22 protein-coding genes and 1 pseudogene are annotated in these 17523 nt (G+C 54.7%); 10 read left to right on the top strand and 13 right to left on the bottom strand.

Annotation, left to right across the window (positions count from 1 at the left end; translation table 11 throughout):
- Nucleotides 1-10 precede the first annotated feature (10 nt).
- From kdsC to npr, 9 genes are all read left to right on the top strand, one after another.
- Nucleotides 11-577 (top strand): 3-deoxy-manno-octulosonate-8-phosphatase KdsC, encoded by a 567-nt coding sequence (kdsC, locus tag O1V66_RS15195; RefSeq protein WP_045048348.1) that lies wholly within the window; start codon nucleotides 11-13, stop codon nucleotides 575-577.
- Nucleotides 574-1149: an LPS export ABC transporter periplasmic protein LptC gene (gene lptC / locus O1V66_RS15200; protein WP_045048347.1), complete on the top strand. Its 576-nt coding sequence runs from the start codon at nucleotides 574-576 to the stop codon at nucleotides 1147-1149. The genes kdsC and lptC overlap by 4 nt, the downstream gene beginning before the upstream one ends.
- Nucleotides 1127-1678, top strand: a complete 552-nt coding sequence (gene lptA / locus O1V66_RS15205) for a lipopolysaccharide ABC transporter substrate-binding protein LptA (protein WP_045048346.1) — start codon at nucleotides 1127-1129, stop codon at nucleotides 1676-1678. The genes lptC and lptA overlap by 23 nt, the downstream gene beginning before the upstream one ends.
- A 6-nt stretch (nucleotides 1679-1684) precedes the next feature.
- Nucleotides 1685-2410 carry an LPS export ABC transporter ATP-binding protein gene (gene lptB, locus O1V66_RS15210; RefSeq protein WP_045048345.1) on the top strand — a complete coding sequence of 242 codons (726 nt, stop codon included), beginning with the start codon at nucleotides 1685-1687 and terminating at the stop codon, nucleotides 2408-2410.
- 66 nt (nucleotides 2411-2476) lie between these two features.
- Entirely contained in the window at nucleotides 2477-3910 is a 1434-nt protein-coding gene (rpoN, locus tag O1V66_RS15215; protein WP_045048344.1) for an RNA polymerase factor sigma-54, read from the top strand.
- Between the two features lie 23 nt (nucleotides 3911-3933).
- Entirely contained in the window at nucleotides 3934-4221 is a 288-nt protein-coding gene (gene hpf, locus O1V66_RS15220; RefSeq protein WP_045048343.1) for a ribosome hibernation promoting factor, read from the top strand.
- A gap of 121 nt (nucleotides 4222-4342) precedes the next feature.
- Entirely contained in the window at nucleotides 4343-4813 is a 471-nt protein-coding gene (gene ptsN / locus O1V66_RS15225; RefSeq protein ID WP_045048342.1) for a PTS IIA-like nitrogen regulatory protein PtsN, read from the top strand.
- 45 nt (nucleotides 4814-4858) lie between these two features.
- Nucleotides 4859-5713, top strand: coding sequence for an RNase adapter RapZ (gene rapZ / locus O1V66_RS15230; protein ID WP_045048341.1), 855 nt, complete (start codon nucleotides 4859-4861; stop codon nucleotides 5711-5713).
- 27 nt (nucleotides 5714-5740) lie between these two features.
- Nucleotides 5741-6013, top strand: a complete 273-nt coding sequence (gene npr / locus O1V66_RS15235; protein WP_045048340.1) for a PTS phosphocarrier protein NPr — start codon at nucleotides 5741-5743, stop codon at nucleotides 6011-6013.
- A 51-nt stretch (nucleotides 6014-6064) separates the two neighbouring features.
- Here npr and O1V66_RS15240 read toward each other — a convergent pair.
- From O1V66_RS15240 to pmbA, 11 genes and pseudogenes are all read right to left on the bottom strand, one after another.
- A pseudogene (locus tag O1V66_RS15240) lies at nucleotides 6065-7979 on the bottom strand (BglG family transcription antiterminator).
- 144 nt (nucleotides 7980-8123) lie between these two features.
- Nucleotides 8124-8864 (bottom strand): 2-dehydro-3-deoxy-phosphogluconate aldolase, encoded by a 741-nt coding sequence (dagF, locus tag O1V66_RS15245; RefSeq protein ID WP_045048338.1) that lies wholly within the window; start codon nucleotides 8862-8864, stop codon nucleotides 8124-8126.
- Nucleotides 8861-10009, bottom strand: a complete 1149-nt coding sequence (locus O1V66_RS15250; RefSeq protein WP_045048337.1) for a DgaE family pyridoxal phosphate-dependent ammonia lyase — start codon at nucleotides 10007-10009, stop codon at nucleotides 8861-8863. The genes dagF and O1V66_RS15250 overlap by 4 nt, the downstream gene beginning before the upstream one ends.
- The gene (locus O1V66_RS15255) at nucleotides 9993-11132 is read right to left on the bottom strand and encodes an amidohydrolase/deacetylase family metallohydrolase (RefSeq protein WP_045048336.1); all 1140 of its coding nucleotides are present in this window, start codon (nucleotides 11130-11132) and stop codon (nucleotides 9993-9995) included. Before O1V66_RS15255 ends, O1V66_RS15250 begins: the two co-directional genes overlap by 17 nt.
- 37 nt (nucleotides 11133-11169) lie before the next feature.
- Nucleotides 11170-11817: a DUF4310 family protein gene (locus tag O1V66_RS15260; RefSeq protein WP_045048335.1), complete on the bottom strand. Its 648-nt coding sequence runs from the start codon at nucleotides 11815-11817 to the stop codon at nucleotides 11170-11172.
- Between the two features lie 12 nt (nucleotides 11818-11829).
- Entirely contained in the window at nucleotides 11830-12606 is a 777-nt protein-coding gene (locus O1V66_RS15265; protein ID WP_045048334.1) for a DUF4311 domain-containing protein, read from the bottom strand.
- Between the two features lie 72 nt (nucleotides 12607-12678).
- Nucleotides 12679-12975: a DUF4312 family protein gene (locus O1V66_RS15270; RefSeq protein WP_045048333.1), complete on the bottom strand. Its 297-nt coding sequence runs from the start codon at nucleotides 12973-12975 to the stop codon at nucleotides 12679-12681.
- Nucleotides 12975-13340 (bottom strand): glycine-rich SFCGS family protein, encoded by a 366-nt coding sequence (locus O1V66_RS15275; protein WP_045048332.1) that lies wholly within the window; start codon nucleotides 13338-13340, stop codon nucleotides 12975-12977. Before O1V66_RS15275 ends, O1V66_RS15270 begins: the two co-directional genes overlap by 1 nt.
- A gap of 60 nt (nucleotides 13341-13400) precedes the next feature.
- Nucleotides 13401-13721, bottom strand: a complete 321-nt coding sequence (locus O1V66_RS15280) for a PRD domain-containing protein (RefSeq protein WP_045048331.1) — start codon at nucleotides 13719-13721, stop codon at nucleotides 13401-13403.
- Between the two features lie 273 nt (nucleotides 13722-13994).
- Nucleotides 13995-14381: a cytochrome b562 gene (gene cybC, locus O1V66_RS15285; protein WP_045048330.1), complete on the bottom strand. Its 387-nt coding sequence runs from the start codon at nucleotides 14379-14381 to the stop codon at nucleotides 13995-13997.
- 207 nt (nucleotides 14382-14588) lie between these two features.
- Nucleotides 14589-15929, bottom strand: coding sequence for a metalloprotease PmbA (pmbA, locus tag O1V66_RS15290; protein WP_045048329.1), 1341 nt, complete (start codon nucleotides 15927-15929; stop codon nucleotides 14589-14591).
- Between the two features lie 163 nt (nucleotides 15930-16092).
- Here pmbA and yjgA point away from each other — a divergent pair, with 163 nt between their 5' ends.
- Nucleotides 16093-16641: a ribosome biogenesis factor YjgA gene (yjgA, locus tag O1V66_RS15295; protein WP_045048328.1), complete on the top strand. Its 549-nt coding sequence runs from the start codon at nucleotides 16093-16095 to the stop codon at nucleotides 16639-16641.
- Nucleotides 16642-16792: 151 nt separating this feature from the next.
- Here yjgA and O1V66_RS15300 read toward each other — a convergent pair whose 3' ends face one another.
- Both O1V66_RS15300 and O1V66_RS15305 read right to left on the bottom strand, forming a co-directional pair.
- Entirely contained in the window at nucleotides 16793-17083 is a 291-nt protein-coding gene (locus O1V66_RS15300; RefSeq protein WP_045048327.1) for a barstar family protein, read from the bottom strand.
- Between the two features lie 5 nt (nucleotides 17084-17088).
- Nucleotides 17089-17478 (bottom strand): ribonuclease domain-containing protein, encoded by a 390-nt coding sequence (locus O1V66_RS15305; RefSeq protein ID WP_241481425.1) that lies wholly within the window; start codon nucleotides 17476-17478, stop codon nucleotides 17089-17091.
- Nucleotides 17479-17523 lie beyond the last annotated feature (45 nt).

A 17523-nucleotide genomic window follows, 5' to 3' on the forward strand; every position in this document is an offset into this window, starting at 1 on the left:
AACTTCCCGAATGAGTAATAGCGCAGCCACCGTGGATACCTGTTATGGTCCCGTTAGCGCAGAAGTGCTGGAGCGAGCCAAGGCGGTTCGCTTGCTGATTTGCGACGTTGATGGCGTCATGTCCGACGGCCTGATTTTCATGGGCAACCAGGGCGAAGAACTAAAAAGCTTCAATGTGCGCGACGGCTACGGGATCCGCTGCCTGCTGACCTCTGAAGTCGAGGTGGCCATCATTACGGGGCGCAAGGCCAAATTACTGGAAGATCGTGCCGAAACACTCGGCATTCGCCATCTTTATCAGGGTCAGTCCGATAAGCTTTTGGCCTTCCGCGAACTGTTGGATACACTGTCCCTCGAACCTGCGCAGGTTGCCTATATCGGCGATGACCTGATTGACTGGCCGGTCATGGAGCAGGTCGGGCTTTCCGTGGCCGTGCAGGATGCCCATCCCATTCTTTTGCCCAAGGCAAATTATGTGACGCGCATTGCCGGTGGACGTGGCGCGGTTCGCGAACTGTGCGACCTGATTCTGCTGGCGCAGGGCAAGCTGGAGGACGCCAAAGGGCTGTCGATATGAATAAAACCAAGCTTTGGATAACGTTGCTGCTGGGTCTGCTGGTCCTTATCCTGATCGGCTGGACCCTGTCGGACAACACCGAGCCGACGCCCGGTGCCGCAGTCAATACCCAGGATCCGACCTACCAGAGTCAGCACACGGTGACCGTGGTCTATGACCCGACCGGAAAACTGAACTACAAGCTGGTCTCGGAAGAAGTGAAATATTACACCACGGACCAGCTTACCTGGTTTACCAATCCGGTGGTGACCATGTATGACCCGCAAACCAGCGTCGCGACCTGGACCATTCGTTCCGACCGCGCCAAACTGACCGATGACAAGATGCTGTATCTCTATGGTCACGTGCAGGTTGATAGCCTGACGCCGACCACGTCACAGCTGCAAAGAATAAAAACAGACAATGCCCAGGTGAATCTGGTCACACAGGACGTAGCCTCAGACGATGAAGTCTACATTTATGGCACCGGTTTTACCTCTAACGGCATGAAAATGCGTGGTAATCTGAGAAATAAAACCGCACAGCTGATCGAAAAGGTAAATACAAATTATGAAATTCAAAACCAAAAATAATCTCCGTAACCTTCTGATCACCAGCGCGCTGTTAGCGGTAAGTCTTCCGGCGCTGGCATTGAAAGATGACACCACCAAACCCATGACTATCACATCGGATAATCAGGCGGTGGATATCAATACCAATACCGTGACCCTGACCGGTAACGTTATCCTGAAGCAGGGCAGTATTCTGGTCCATGCCGATCGCGCGACCATCGTTCGTCCCAACGGCGAGTCCGGCAAGGAAGTGGTCGAAGGTTTCGGTAATCCGGTGACGTTCCAGCAGATGCAGGACAACGGCAAGCCGCTGAAAGGCCACGCCGCGAAAGTCCGCTATGAAGTCGAGAAGGATCTGGTTACGCTGACAGGCGATGCGTATCTCGAACAGCTCGACAGTAACGTCAAGGGCGATCGCATTACCTATCTGGTGCAACAGCAGCAGATGCAGGCCTATAGCGACAAGGGTAGCCGCGTGACCACCGTGCTGGTACCGTCTCAGCTACAGCAAAAGACCCCTGCGGCTGCAGGTCAGAAAAAGAGTAACTGATAATCTATGGCAACGTTAATCGCAGAAAATCTGGCGAAAGCCTACAAGGGCCGTAAAGTTGTTGAAGACGTCAGCCTGTCGGTCAAGTCAGGTGAAATCGTCGGACTTTTGGGTCCAAACGGCGCCGGTAAAACCACCACTTTCTATATGGTGGTGGGCATTGTGCAGCGCGACGCGGGTCGCATTGTCGTTGACGACGAAGACATCAGCCTGCTGCCGCTGCATACCCGTGCGCGTCGCGGAATCGGCTATCTGCCGCAGGAAGCCTCCATCTTCCGTCGTTTGAGCGTGTACAACAATCTCATGGCCGTGCTGGAGATAAGAGACGATCTCGACAAAGAGCAGCGCGTCGCTCGCGCCAACGAGCTGATGGAAGAGTTCCATATCTCGCACCTGCGCGACAGCCTCGGGCAGTCGCTGTCCGGGGGTGAACGTCGCCGCGTGGAGATTGCCCGTGCGCTCGCCGCCAATCCAAAATTCATCCTGCTCGATGAACCTTTTGCCGGTGTCGACCCGATTTCGGTTATCGATATCAAGAAGATCATCGAACATCTGCGCGACAGCGGGCTTGGCGTGCTGATTACCGACCACAATGTGCGCGAAACGCTGGATGTCTGCGAACGCGCCTACATTGTGAGCCAGGGCCATATGATTGCCCACGGCACGCCGGAAGAAGTCATGCAGAATGAACAGGTTAAACGCGTCTATCTAGGCGAGGCTTTCCGTCTTTAATTGAGGCTTTCGGTCTTTAAAAGTAGATACTCCGCTAATTTGTCGTAACGGAATTGAAATCAAGATATGAAGCAAGGTTTGCAACTCAGGCTCAGCCAGCAACTGGCAATGACACCGCAACTCCAGCAGGCAATTCGTCTGCTGCAGCTGTCCACGCTTGAACTCCAGCAAGAGATACAATTGGCACTGGAGAGCAACCCGCTGCTGGAGCAATCCGATCTGCATGATGAAGTAGACGCCAAAGAAGCGACCGAAAGCGAGGCGCTGGACACCCGCGAAGCCCTCGAGCAGAAAGACATGCCCGAGGAGCTGCCGCTCGATGCCACGTGGGACGAAATCTACACCGCAGGCACGCCGTCCGGCACCGGCAACGATTACAGCGATGACGAGCTGCCGGTTTATCAGGGTGAAACGACCCAGACGCTGCAAGACTACCTGATGTGGCAGGTCGAGCTGACGCCGTTTACCGAAACCGATCGCGCAATCGCTACCTCTATTGTCGATGCCGTCGATGACACCGGTTATCTGACCATTTCTCTCGATGATATTCTCGAAAGCATCGGCGACGAAGACGTCAGCATGGACGAGGTCGAGGCAGTGCTTAAACGCGTTCAGCGGTTTGACCCTGTGGGCGTTGCCGCCAAGGATCTGCGCGACTGCCTGCTGATTCAGCTTTCCCAATACATTCCCGAGACCGCTTTTCTGACCGAAGCGCGGTTGATCGTCGGCGAACATCTCGATCTGCTCGCCAATCACGATTTTCGCGCACTAATGCGTTCAACTCGCCTAAAAGAAGATACACTTAAGGGAGCGATGCAGCTGATTCAGTCTCTGGATCCCAGACCTGGCCAGTCCATCAACACCGGCGAATCCGAATACGTGATCCCCGACGTGCTGGTGCGCAAGGTCGGCAAAATCTGGACGGTAGAGCTGAATTCCGACAGCATTCCACGCCTGAAGATAAACCAGCAGTACGCTGCAATGGGAAATTCAGTGCGCAACGATAGCGACGGGCAATTTATCCGCAGTAATTTGCAGGAAGCCAAATGGCTGATAAAGAGTCTGGAAAGTCGCAACGAGACGTTATTGAAGGTAACGCGTTGTATTGTTGAACAGCAGCAGGCATTCTTTGATCTCGGTGAAGAGTATATGAAACCTATGGTGCTGGCCGATATTGCCAGTGCCGTGGACATGCACGAATCGACCATCTCCCGCGTGACGACGCAGAAGTTTCTGCACAGTCCACGGGGCATTTTCGAACTTAAGTATTTCTTCTCCAGTCATGTGAGTACGGACAGCGGGGGTGAAGCTTCATCCACGGCTATCCGGGCACTGGTCAGGAAATTAATCGCGGCGGAAAACCCCGTCAAACCTCTGAGCGACAGCAAGTTAGCCACTATGCTATCGGATCAAGGCATTATGGTGGCGCGACGCACTGTAGCAAAATACCGAGAGTCTTTGTCAATCCCGCCTTCAAACCAGCGCAAACAGTTGGTTTGACCTCAACAGAGAAGGAAGACATTATGCAACTCAACATTACCGGACATCACGTAGATATTACCGAACCTCTCAGAGAATTCGTGAACGCAAAGTTTGCCAAACTCGAGCAGTACTTTGACCGAATCAATCAGGTTTATATAATATTGAGTGTCGAAAGAGTGCAGCAGGTGGCCGAAGCCACGCTGCACGTGAACGGAGGCGAGTTGCATGCCACCTCGGAGCATCAGGACATGTACGCCGCTATCGACGGGTTGGTTGATAAACTGGCTCGCCAACTGAACAAACACAAAGACAAACTGAAACAGCACTGATCCTTAAGACCTTTATATCGGCTCGTGTTTTTACCCAACGTTTCCGAAGCCCCTGCTTCACACACGACGGGTAAAAAGCGAGCCGTTAAATCTTTAAGGCAGACGCCAAAGTGAAAATGAGATGATTAACGATACAGCACTGCAGCTGACTTCGGTGTTAAACGCCGAATGCACGAAAAGCAACGTCCATTGCGCCAGCAAGAAACGCGCACTGGAGATCATTAGCGAACTGGCAGCCAAACAGCTGAACCTCGCGCCGCAGGTGATTTTCGATGCCGTTCTGACCCGTGAACGCATGGGCAGTACCGGGATCGGTGCTGGGATTGCAATCCCTCATGGAAAACTTGAAGAGGACACACTGCGCGCGGTCGGCGTTTTTATCCAGCTCGAGCAGCCCATTGCATTCGATGCCGTGGATAATCAGCCGGTTGACCTGCTTTTTGCCTTGCTGGTTCCTGCGGATCAATGTAAAACCCATTTACATACCCTGTCGCTGGTGGCGAAAAAGCTGGCCGACAAAGCGGTATGCCGTCGCCTGCGAAGTGCGCAAAGTGACGAAGAGCTTTACCAGATAATGACCGAAGACGAGTAAATCGCTGAAAATAGACGATTGATTTAACGAAGGAGTAAGAAACTCATGGTGCTGATGATAGTCAGCGGCCGTTCCGGTTCTGGAAAGTCCGTCGCCCTGCGTGCGCTGGAAGATATGGGCTTTTATTGCGTCGACAATCTGCCGGTGGTGTTATTGCCCCAGCTGGCTCGCGAGCTGGCTGAACGCAATACCTCGGCCGCCGTCAGCATTGACGTTCGCAATATGCCGGAAACGCCTGAAGTTTACGAACATGCCATGACCCAGCTTCCGGACAGCTTCTCGCCACAGCTGCTGTTCCTGGATGCCGATCGCAATACGCTCATCCGTCGCTACAGCGACACGCGGCGTTTGCACCCTCTTTCCAGCAAGAATCTGTCTCTCGAAAGCGCTATCGATCACGAAGCCGAGCTGCTTGAACCCCTGCGCTCCAGTGCCGACCTGATTATCGATACTTCCGAGATGTCCGTGCATGAGCTGGCGGAAATGCTGCGCACCCGTTTACTCGGCAAGCGCGAACGCGAACTGACAATGGTGTTTGAGTCTTTCGGCTTCAAGCACGGCATTCCTATCGATGCCGACTACGTCTTCGATGTGCGTTTCCTGCCGAATCCGCACTGGGATCCCAAGCTACGCCCGATGACCGGACTCGACAAGCCCGTTGCGGCCTTTCTCGACCGGCATACGGAAGTGCACAACTTCATCTACCAGACCCGCAGCTATCTCGAACAGTGGCTGCCGATGCTGGAAACCAATAATCGCAGCTATCTGACGGTCGCCATCGGGTGTACCGGCGGGAAACACCGTTCGGTCTATGTCGCCGAACAGCTTGCCGACTATTTCCGTTCACGGGGCAAAAACGTGCAGTCTCGCCACCGTACGCTCGAAAAACGCAAAGCATGAGGGTGACTCTTTTGACGGTGAAAAGTTATGTCGATTAAACAGAAAGTCGAGATTAAAAACAGGCTCGGCATGCACGCGCGTCCGGCCATGAAACTGTTTGAACTGGTACAGAGTTTCGAGTCGGAAGTCTTGCTGCGCAACGATTCCGGCATTGAAGCCGAGGCCAGCAGCGTTATTGCCCTGCTGATGCTCGACTCGCCAAAGGGTCAGGAGATTGAAATCGAGGCCAACGGTCCCGATGAAGCCGAAGCCCTCGCCGCGGTCATCAACCTGATTAATTCAGGCTTCGACGAAGAATAGTCCCGCCTCCCGCACAAAGGGCGCGAATACGTCGCCCTCGCCTTTCGAATTCTAAATCCTGCTCAAACAGTCGATAGCCACCGCCTTGAAACAGTCGAAGTCCGGGCTAGTGAGCAGTCGGCTCATCGACCGCTCGCGCACAAACGTGACAAACAGGTCATAGATAGCCATCGCCTCTTCGTAATCCGCTTTGCTTATCGCCAGCAGAAAAATCACGTGCGCCGTTTCGCCGTCGCCCCATTTGATGCCGTGCGGCGACAAAATCGTGATCACCACCGTTTTTTTCGCCAGCAAACCCAACGAGTGCGGCAGTGCGATGCCTTCGCCAAGCATGGTGGACACAATCTCTTCGCGCTCGACCACCGACGGATAAAACTCGTCATCGACATAGCCCTCCTCTTCAAGCTGCGTGCATACCTTGCGAAACAGCTGTGCCTGCGTCATCGGCTCGTCGAGGCGCATAAAGTGCCGCTTGTCGAAGAATTTCTCCAGCATATAAGGGCGCGTGCGGTCCACCAGCACCAGTTTGCCGAGCTGCTCCATCTGGTAGTCGGTCGGAAAAGGCGAAAGGACAATCACCGGCTTGTTGCGCTCCGTAACCCGCGCATTGGCGATGATAAAGTCTTCGTCAATGTGCGCGAGCTTTTCGTAATCGCGCAATGAAATCACCCGGGTAATGACGATTTGTGGAAACTTGCGGCTGATTTGCGCCTGAATCATGCGAATGGTCGAATTGCCGGTATCGCAGACCAGCATGGCCTGCGGATGGCGCTGATAGCCGATATTGTAATGGCGCTCCAGACCGACACCGATGTGCAGCACCAGAAAGCCGATTTCATTTTCGCTCAGACTGTACGGCGAATATTTCCCCCAGCTCGACACCGCCGCCAGCGTGACGTCATAAGCCATGGGGTAGTGCTGCTTGATGTTGCCGAGCAGCGGATTGGGGATGTTTATCTGATATTTCACCCGCGTAATCATCGCCTTGATGTGGGTCAGCAGGTCGGAGCGCAACTGCTTGTCGCGCTGCAAGTCATAGTTATAGTTGGCGTTGATGTACGACAGGATGTAGTCGACCAGTGACTCATCGTCGTCGGCGTTGATGTCGGTCGGCAAGAGGCTCTGCACACGGCGTACGGCAATGTTGACCCGCAGATAGGCTTCTTCGGCGGCCGGAATCTCCTTGCCGACCAGCCGTTTAAGCTCGGCGGCAAGCTTCACCGAGGCCTGCTTTACCGCCGGTTCCTCTTCTTCGACGTCAAAATCGGTCAAGGGATAGCCCCCGGCAATGCGTTTTACCGCCACGGCGCAGTAAAGAATCAGGTATTGCTCGCCTTCGTCGGTAAGTTGAATCGACGACGGCGCAAACAGCTGATGCATAAACTCGGTCAGCGGCTGCACGGCGTCGGCCGCCAGGCTTTCGGCTTTCAGAAAGGAGCGGGTAGGATCGTCGGGATTAAGCTGGAACAGCAAGTCGGTCAGGCAGGCGCGAATGGAAAGCTCCGCGCCGTAAAGTTTCATGCCGTAGCGCGGTTTGGTTTCGATATCCAGATGATAACGCGCCAGATGCTCGCGGACTTCGGGCATGTCGTTTTGCAGCGTTCCCCGACTGATAAACCATTCATCGGCCAGGTCTTCGAGTTTCAGCGAATAGGCCGACGTCAGAAAGCGAATCAAGAGGCGGTTTACCCGTTCTGCGGCGGTGCGCGGTGTCGGATTGGTCGGGCGAACGGGTTGCTTGAGCAGCGAGAACCAGCGCGATGTCCTCGACTTTCAGCTGATAACCACTGCCCCGATTATGAACGAAGTGCGCGCCATACTGCTGCATGATGTCATTCAGTACAGTGATGTCCGCGCGCACCGTGCGGGTTGACACGTCCAGACGTTTTGCCAGTTCGTCCTGCGGCAAGGTTTCCGTCTGTAGGGCATCGAATAATATCGCCAGTCTCTGATAGGGAAATCTCACATTAGACCTTCTATTGTCAGGGCATATTCACCATTGAGTTCCTGTTACGCTTGTAATGCAATCGCCGCCTGCTGACAACGTTTCCTTTTGCGCGACCTCTCCCCTTTTCAAAGTAAAAACGGCAACGGGAAAGGCCGAGATTGCTCAACCCAGCAGTTTTTTGACGCTCGCCAGCAGCGTTTTTACATCTTCGGGCCGCGTATTGCCGCTGACGCTGTCGATAATCGAGCTATAGATATGGGGAATGATTTTGCTGACGCCCGCCTCGAGGGCGATGTCCATAATCGGCTCGAAGTTTTGCAAATCGATACCGCCGGTAGGCTCGAGCCAGAAATCCTGTTCGGCGCAGGCACGCGCCACGCAGGCGAACTCCTCGCGGGTGGTTAATCCGCCCATCGGAAAGTATTTGACCGAGCTGCCGCCCATATCCCTGAGCAACGCGATGGCCGTATCGATAGGCACAATGCCGTCGCTTGCCTGCGAACTCAGCGGGCCGGTGGAGATTTTGACAAACCCTACTTTGCCGGTGGGCGAAACCAGTCCGTTAACGACGCTGTCATTCTGCCCCAGCAGCGCGCGGCTGGTGCCGACACCGGTAAAGACCTGATTGACGTGCTGCGGCTGCACCTGACGGGAAATCTCGCTGACCATCAACGACTGACGCGGATCGCCCGCACCAAGCCCTACGGACAGCGCATTGTCGATAAGCGCCGCATAGGCTTTCATGTCTTCCACCGCGCTCGGCACATCGGCGTAATGCTTTGACAGCACGCCAACCAGCACATGCCCTTCGGCCGCCAGATAGATGTCGCGGGCATTTTCTCTGGAACCGGCCAGCACATTCAGACATACGCGGTCGCGGTAAAAATTGGGGCTGAGCTTCATGCTTTTTCTCCCTGGTTACTGTCCGAACCGCCCGTGTTTCTCCCGAACAAGGCGCGGAAACGGTCGGCGACAACGATAAGCTGTTCCGCCGTTACGCTGCGCACATCGACGTCGATTTTGCCTTCATTGGCGCGATAGCCACGGAAATAGATGGCGGTGTCACCTTCTTTCAGCGCCTCGACAATGGCTTTGGTTTTCCAGCCCAGCACCGCCTCGTCAAAGGTGATTTCAGCGCGGGCGATGTCACGACCGGCACTGTCCCAGACGACGCACGCCGAAACGCCGTCAAGCGCATTCAGCCTGTCGATAAACGGCGTCATTCGCTCGACCAACTCCCGCCCCGTAATTTTAGGCTGCGTGACATAGCTCTCGATAGCCTGCGTCAGGCCGAGAATGCCTTCCTTGCCGACCTTCATGGCGCGCCCGATACCGCCGGATTGCCGTTTGACCCACTCGATATACTGCGCTTTACCGAGCACCAGTCCGCTCGACGGCCCTTCAATCGCCTTGGCACCGCTGTAAATCACCAGATCGGCCCCCATTTCGTAATAACAGGTCAGATCTTCTTCCGCCGCCGCATCGACGATAAGCGGCAGGTTGTGTGCGCGTGCGACCTGTGCGGCCTCGGCCACCGACAGCATGCTCTTCTGCACCGAGTGGTGAGACTTGATATACAAAATGGCGGCGGTGCGCGGCGTGATGGCTGCCGCAAGCTGCGCAGCCGAGCATTCGTTGGCATAACCGGCTTCTCTGATTTTTCCGCCGCCCATCAGCACCATCGTGCCTACCGGCGCGCCATAGTTGACGTTATGGCCTTTCGGCAGCACGATTTCGTCCGGAATGTTCAAGGGTGCCGCGTGCAGGTTTTCCAGCAGCCAGGCATCGTCCTTGATAATCACCGCGGCCACGGACTGGGCAATGCCCGCAGAGGCGCAAGACACCACAACCGCACTCTCGACATTCAGCAGTTTTGCAATGTACGCCCCGGTCTTGTTCACCAGATCCTTCATTTCGAAGAAGTGATTCAGTCCGGTATCGACCGCCTCGGCGACGTCGGCACGCGGGGTCGACACACCCAGAATCGTCATGCGGCCAGAGGCATTGATGACCTGTTTCAGGCCGTATTTCTCATAGATTGAAGACATTTTTTGACTTCCCTTCGTCTGTAGGTAGCGGCACACCGGCAACGATTGCCGCCAGCGGCACCAGAATGCGGTCGCCTTCGAGCGTCAGCCCTTCCGAATCGATAAACACCTGGGGCGTGTGCACAATGTCGAACAGGGTCAGATCCGCATCCGCCCCGACCTCGAGTCGGCCCTTGGCTGGCAAACGCAGCGCGTCGGCGGCGTGAACCGTGACACAGTCAATGACCTGCGCCAGCGTGAGTCCGATACCGAAAAATTTGGACATCACCGTCGCCAGACTGTGAACCGGCCCGGCGAGGCGATTGCGGCAGTAGATATCGGAGCTGATGGTGTGTGGAAGAATCCCCTGCCGAATGGCAATCTCGGCCACCGCGAAGCTGAAACTGGCCGAGCCGTGACCGACGTCGAGCAGAACGCCACGGGCCAGCGCGCGTTTTATCGAGGCCCGCAATTCGCCTTCAGCGGTGAGGATGCGATTGGGCTTGCCGTTGTAGCAATGGGTAATGATGTCGCCGGAGGTCAGCAGGTCGGCGATGTCATCCAGATTGGGCGGATTGTTGCCGATGTGCACCATCAGCGGCAGACCGGCGTTTTCCCGCTGCATCGTCTTGGCTATCTCCAGCGGTTTGATGCCGTTTTGACCGACTACGCTGCTGCTCATTCGCGCCTTCAGGCCGAGAATGAAATCGGAATGACGGGCAATCGCCTGCCGTACGCCAACCTTGTCTATCTGGCTCAGGTCCGCCAGTTCGTTTTGCGTCACGATGCCGGTACGGGCGATATTCAGAAAGGCAAAGACGTTGGTTTTGGCGTCGCGGGTAATGCGGTAGAAATCATCGACGTCATTGGCGCCCGTGCTGCCCGCGTCAATGACGGTGGTGACGCCGCTGCCTACGCCCACGCAATCCGGCTCGTCGTGATAGAGGGGCGATTGGGCATAGCAGTGAACGTGCGAGTCTATCCAGCCCGCGCTTACCCAGTATTTGCCCTGCAAATCGTAGACCTGGGTGGCTTTGGCATCGGCGGCGAGAGAACCTATCGCCGCTAGTTTGCCGTCGAAAACGGCGATATCGAGCAGCTCGCCCCCGGCCGTTTTTGCCTGTCTGAGGATCAGATCGAACATGGCCACGTCTCCTTGAAGTTGCCTGGATAACGGTTGATTACAGCGAAATCGGGAACAGCGCGCCTAAAATCATCGCACCCAGAATCGCGCCGCCGGTCAGGGGTTTTTTCCAGATATAGAACAGCAGCGCACCCAGCAACGCACCCAGACCGATAGGGATAGAGGCGGCCATCGCCGAGAGAATAATCAGCGGGCCGAGAAAACGACCGGTGGTGTTGCCCGCGCCCATCATCACGTCTGCGCCGTAGGTCGAGTTTCCCTGATTGATGGTAAATTTACGCGCCAGAATAATGATGTAGCCGACCGCCAGCCCAAGAATCAGGCCTGTCACCAGCGACGCGGCAAAATTGGCGACCGGAAAGACAATACCCGCGCCCAGCAGCAGCGCAGGCACGCCAAGACCGATCCCGGTCTGAATGGCACCGCCGATATCGAGAATGCCGACCAGCGACCCTTCAATGATGCGGGCAAACAGAAAGCTCGCCCCGAAGGCGGCAACCGCGCCGTAGACGCCGGTGTCCATGCCGGAGCGCAGCATCGAGACAAAGGCCACTTCATTGAAAGCCCCGATGCCGTACAGGTAATACATATGCGTACCGGCAAACACGCCCGAGGAGAGTAATCCGACAAAAATCGGGAATGACCATTCGGCGTACCAGAAGCCCTTTTTGGCTTGTTCTTCCATTGTCATGTCCCCTTATTTGCCACTGAGTGAGTTATGGATACCGTTCAGCCACGCCGGCACGTCAAGCATGAATGACTGCAACAGTTTGACGTCGAAACCGCGGAAGAAGCCGCTTAACACGAACAGCGCGATAATCGCCGCCATCATGACTTTGGTGACGTGGTTCCAGCCGCCCTCTTCGACGCCCTTGCCTATCAAAATGCCCAGCACCAGACCCGGCACGGCATTGCCCATAATCATCTGCGCCAGTCCTCCAAAGATGGTGCCCCAGAAACCGGAACGACGACCGGCATCGATAGCGGCCAGCCAGAAGATAACGGGCATCACAGTGTTGACCAGCATATTGGCCGCAGGGACCAGCACTTTAATGGCCGTTACCTGCAACGCAGGCGGAACCGCCGAGGCGGTGGTGTTGAGAAAAGCCACCACAATCATGCCGATAATGCCCCCGGCGATCGCCATCTTGCGCGGATCATGCAGGGTGTCGGCAACGTTGCGATTTTTTATCATCAGCACCGCAGCGGCCCAGTTGGGAATGATGCGATGATCGACGTCCTGCGTGAAGGATCCCGCCGCCACGGAAGACGCCCAGGCGTTGAAGAAGAAGCCGAGACCGAACGAGAAGTGCGACGCGGGATCCCCCTCGCAGGAATTCAGCTCGCCGAGCGTACGGAAAGCGCCCATGCCCTGTACGGTCGGCGCGTGGAACATGCGCGCGGCACCGGCCCCCACGCCGACGCCCACGAGTCCGCCAATAATCAGTGATTTAAACAAGATAATTAAAAACATCAGGTTATCCTTATAATTTAATATTCCCTCTCTTCCTCCCGCCCAACGACGGCAAAAAGGCTCGGAAAATATTTATTTCTTGGTGAATAGGACCTGTTCGGTATTAATCACCGTCATAGTGACGGCGATATCTAATACGACGTAATAACTTCTCCTCTCCCTCGGCAGAAAAAAGAACAAAAATTTTTCGCGGGTAATTGTCTCTTCGGCGGTAATAACCTTGACGTCCTGCGGTTCGATACGCAGCAATATATTCTGCGTCGATTTAAGTACGTTTTTCTGCACCTGACTTAATGCCGAGGAAAAGGCGGCCGCCTTGCTTTCACCCTTTCCTTCCACTCTCACCGTCGACGTTAATTGCTGCTTCATTACGGCTGGCCATATTTCTTGATATAAGACTCGACCAGTTTCTGTCCCAGTTCTTCTTTATCCATAAAACCGAAACCGAGCACCGTGCAGCCTTCGTTAATGGCCGTAACCCCTTCATCGACAGAACGCATGCCGTGTTTGGCCTTGTACTTGTATTTATTCTGCGCCGTGATGGCACCTGCGCCGCCGCTGCCGCAGAAAGAGATCCCGAAGCTCGCGTCTTCCGCTTTCATCACGTCGCCAAGCTTCATGTCTGCCGCAACGCCCGGAATCACGATGGCTTTACCGCCCGCCGCCTCCACACCTGCCGCCACTTTCTGGCCTTTACCTAAACGATCGCCGATAACTACAATGACTTGTGCCATGGATAAACTCTCCGGATAAGAGGTGATGAAAATAAATAAAATAAGTGAAGGTGTGGACTGTCAGGAATTATTGTCTTTCGCGACCTCGAAATGTACCGACAATAAATAAGCTTCCTCAATCGGTAAATTCCCCAGTCTATTCACAACCTGCTCGGCCATTTGAATAGACTCCGCCGAGATTTCATCGAATAACGCTTTCTCGACCTCAGGCAGAGGCTCGCCGGTAATGGAACGCAGGACCATCGCCTTGACATGCGATGCCAGCATTTGCTGCTGAACATCATTGGTATAGATATTTTCGGCATTCAACATGCTCTGAATGTCCGCGAGTAATTGTTCCGTTCTTTCTGGCGCATCTTTTAAATCAAGTGCATTTTTCATAACAATCTGCTCTGCCCCTTTTACAGATGCGACTCTATTATTTCTCACGACCCTCTTTCTGCTGGTTCTTACCCTACGCCCATGACAAAAAGGTGTGTAGCCGGTATTTTTCCAGTTCAAAGTGGAAATAGAGCAGACCAAGCGGATCGATTTCGCAAAAATGCAATTAAGAAGCAGAGCGCGCTGAAAAGCAGTGAGGAGGCAGGGGAAACAACTGGCGTTCAAGAGAAAAACCTCCTGCCGATTAAAGAGGAGGTTTTGAACAATGGGCCTTTACTTGAATTTCTTGTGGTTCGCGTTGCGGGTAGCCTTGAACCCTTCGGCTTCTTTTTTCGCTTCATCCATATTGCCGGATTTGGCATAGCCCGAGGCTTTGTCTATCTGGCCAATCAGGGTATCCAGACCTTTGTGGAAGTCCTGGATTTCCGGGCTGTTATCCGGTTTGGAGGCAAATTTTGGCGGTTTGGATTTTTTGGCGTCTTCGGCGGCTTCTCTCATTTTGCCCAGACCCTGGAGGAATTCGGCCTTGTCGTCGGTTTTCAAGATTTTGCTGTAGTTATCCGACAGTGTGTCCATATCCGTTTCTAAATCGGCCGCCAGCGAATGGGCGCTCCAACCCAGCAGGGCAACCGTGGCGATTGCCATCATCTGTTTACGCATGCTCACCTTCCAGTTCTATTTTTATAGGGAAATCAGCCATCGGCGTGGCGTGATAAAGGTATAACGACATTGTTTGTGTGGCTATGTTTAACATAGATGCAACAGCGAGAAAGTGGTATCACTTTTTTGTATAGAAAATTCAGGGCGGGAGGAGAAAAGAGGAAAATGCAGCGACGGAAGCACCGCCGCTGTAACAATCAACGCCGGTTATTCACCAGCGATTTTCATTTCGGGCAGAATGATGGAACCGCACTGGATATTGCTGCGCGTTTCGATATCGCTGCCGATGCTCACCATATTACGCAGCATGTCCTTTAAATTTCCGGCGATGGTGATTTCGCTGACCGGATACTGAATCTCGCCGTTTTCAACCCAGAAACCGGCCGCGCCACGGGAATAGTCGCCGGTAATGCCGCTCACCGCCTGTCCCATGAGTTCGGTGACCAGCAGGCCTTTGTCCAGCTTGCGCAGCATGGCCTTGAAGTCGTCGCCCTGACCCGCAATACGCCAGTTATGAATGCCGCCCGCGTGACCGGTGGTTTGCAGGCCGAGTTTACGCGCCGAATAGCAGGTCATCAGCCAGGTTTGCAGCACACCGTCTTTCACGATATCGCGGCGCTGGGTGCGCACGCCTTCGCTGTCAAACGGCGTCGAGGCCATGCCTTTGAGCAGATGAGGATGTTCTTCCACGGTGACCCATTCCGGCAAAATCTGCTTGCCCAGGCTGTCGAGCAGGTAGGACGATTTGCGGTAGATGCTTCCGCCGCTGATTGCGCCAACCAGATGCCCAAACAGGCCGGTGGCCACTTCGGCGGCAAACATGACCGGGGCTTTCATGGTCGGCAGTTTGCGCGGCGACAGGCGGGACAAGGTGCGGCGTGCACACTCTGCACCAACCCACTCCGGGCTTTTCAGCTCGTCAAACGAACGGGCGATGGTATAGGCGTAATCGCGCTCCATATCGCCCGCCGCTTCGGCGATGACTGACGCCGAAATCGAATGACGGGTCGAGCAGTAGCTTTGCAGCATGCCGTGGCTGTTGCCGAACACGCGGATCCCGTAGTGGCTGTTGAAGCTGCCGCCTTCGGTATTGGTAATACGCTTATCCACCGCCAGCGCCGCCTGTTCCGCACGGGCAGCCAGTTCGATACCGCGATCGGCGTCGAGTTCGGTCGGGTGGAAAAGGTCGAGATCAGGTGCCTCGAAGGCCAGCATTTCTTCATCGGCGACGCCCGCGTAAGGGTCCGGCGACGTATAGCGGGCGATATCCAGCGCCGCCTGCACGGTGCGGGAAATGGCATCGGGACTCAGATCGGTGGAAGACGCACTGCCTTTACGCTGCTGATAATAAACGGTGATGCCAAGCGCACCATCGCTGTTGAATTCAACGTTTTCAACGTCACCGAAACGGGTGCTAATCCCGATACCGGTGGTTTTGCTGACGGCCACTTCTGCACCGTCAGAACCGGCTTTCGCTAATTCCAGAGCCTGCGCGACAGCTTGTTCCAGCGTTTTACGTTGCTCTGCCACTTGAGTGGTTACGTTCATCAGCCCGCCCTTCTTTTTGAAATAAGGTGTTAAGTAAAAAGTTGGAGTTAATTACTTATAGATTCTCCAGAGTCTAACAGAGACTTAGGACAATTTCGCATTCCGACTGGGTCTTTTGTTGCCAACCGTGCGATAATGCGGCCAAGAATTTTAAGGATCCCTAATGACTAAGAAAATAGAAGACTGGCTCAACGATGTTCCCGAAGAGAACAACGAAGAAGATGACGAGATCATCTGGGTCAGCAAAAGTGAAATCAAACGTGATGCCGAAGCGCTGAAAGATCTCGGTGCCGAAATGGTCGAGCTTGGGAAAAACTCCCTCGACAAGCTTCAGCTTGACGACGACCTGCGCGCGGCGATTGATTTGGCTCAAAAAATCAAGAAAGAAGGCCGTCGCCGTCAGCTTCAGCTGATAGGCAAGATGCTGCGTTCCCGCGACGTAGAGCCGATTCAGACCGCGCTCGACAAGCTGAAAAACCGCCATAACCAGCAGGTTTCGCTGTTCCACAAGCTTGAAGTCCTGCGCGACCGTCTGGTCGAAGAAGGCGATGACGCCGTACCGGCGGTGCTGGATCTTTACCCGGAAGCCGATCGTCAGCAGTTGCGTGCGCTTATCCGTAATGCGCAGAAAGAGAAGGCGACCAACAAGCCGCCGAAAGCCTATCGCCAGATTTTCCAGTATCTTCGCGAACTCGCCGAAGCCAGAGACTGATCGTCTTTCCTGATGCTGTAACGGCGTCAGCTGCATGCGCTCGCCCGACTCCCTGACGTCTGTCAGCGTGTCGGGCTTTGTTTATCTGCCGCCGTGCGACAACGCCAGTCTTCTGATTCAAAATCTTTTCTACGACACGGCACGTGAAACCTTACGGCTTTTTCGCCACCGCTTTATCGAAAAGATTGAATCGTAACTCGCCGTCCAACTCTTCTTCTGCCTCTTCAAACAATAAAACCAGCGAGCCGAATTTGCGTTTGCGCGCCGCGTTCAGATTGGTGAAATCGATTTCGGCAGGAAGCGGAATACCGCCGGTAACGACGTCCCAGAGTGCGTCCAGATTGGCACCGAACTCGTCGCCGAGCGCGAACTGCTGCGCGAAATCGGCATAAAACGCTGACAGGTCGGGGATGTGATTAAAATCGAAAACCGCTTTTTTCATATGTTCTACTCCACCCGAACAACATTCTTGTAGTGATTGCGGCTGATGTAAATCAGACCATCATTGGCAAACAATACGCGATCGGCACCGCGTCTTCCGCAGTGATAATTGATATCGGCCTCACGCCATACGCGGCCCGGCGCATCCGGCAGGCTGCGCTCGCGGTTTGAAAAGCGATCACCGCCAATCGCCTTGCCCGGCAAGACCTGACACAGATTTCCGGCACGCGCGTCCCATCCGGCGGCACGCGCCTGTTTCTTGGTCACATAATAGTCGGGCAAACGGTGATGCTGCTGCACATAACTCACCACGGTTTTTTCACTGGTCAATGACTCGATATTGCCCTGCGTGGGGGAGAAAAAGCTCATCCTTGCCGCTGCACTGCCGCCCAGCATCAGTCCTGCCACCAGCAAAGCTGCCCAACCCCACGTTTTTCCTGC

The sequence above is a fragment of the Rouxiella chamberiensis genome, from assembly GCF_026967475.1.
Taxonomy (GTDB): domain Bacteria; phylum Pseudomonadota; class Gammaproteobacteria; order Enterobacterales; family Enterobacteriaceae; genus Rouxiella; species Rouxiella chamberiensis.